General features: G+C 71.4%; 1 protein-coding gene. It reads right to left on the bottom strand.

Annotated features, from left to right (window positions below; genetic code table 11):
* Nucleotides 1-82 precede the first annotated feature (82 nt).
* The coding region (locus tag B2J89_RS21800; protein ID WP_169170866.1) for a pyridoxal-phosphate dependent enzyme at nucleotides 83-434 on the bottom strand (352 nt) is incomplete at its 5' end.

The following is a 434-nucleotide window of genomic DNA, read 5'->3' as shown; positions in this document are numbered from 1 at the left end:
CGCGCGATGGCGGTGTCGAGGTCTTTGCGGAGAAGAAGGATGTCAAGCATGGTGCGATTTTAGAGGGCGTGGCGTGCATGCCTCAGGCCAGGCTGGCCGGGTCGAAATTGGCGCCGCACAGGATGAGCGCAACCGTCTCCTGGGGCTGCGGCCGGTAGGCGCCGGTGTGCAGCGCCGCCAGCCCCAGCGCCGCCGCAGGTTCGACCGCGAGTTTGAGTTCTTTCCACAGCCACTGCTGCGCGGCGCGGATGGCCTCGTCGGGCAGCAGCAGCGCCTCGTGGATGTGGCGCTGGCCGACTTCCCAGGCAATGGCGCCGATGCGGCGCGCGCCCAGCGAATCCGCGGCCAGCCCGCCCACCTCCACATCGACCGGCGCGCCGGCCGCGCGTGCGCTGTGCAGCGTGGGCGCGCGCTCGGGCTCCAGGGCCACCACA

It is taken from the genome of Acidovorax sp. SRB_24 (genome assembly GCF_012931925.1).
This window is presented reverse-complemented; position numbering and strand designations above follow the sequence as displayed.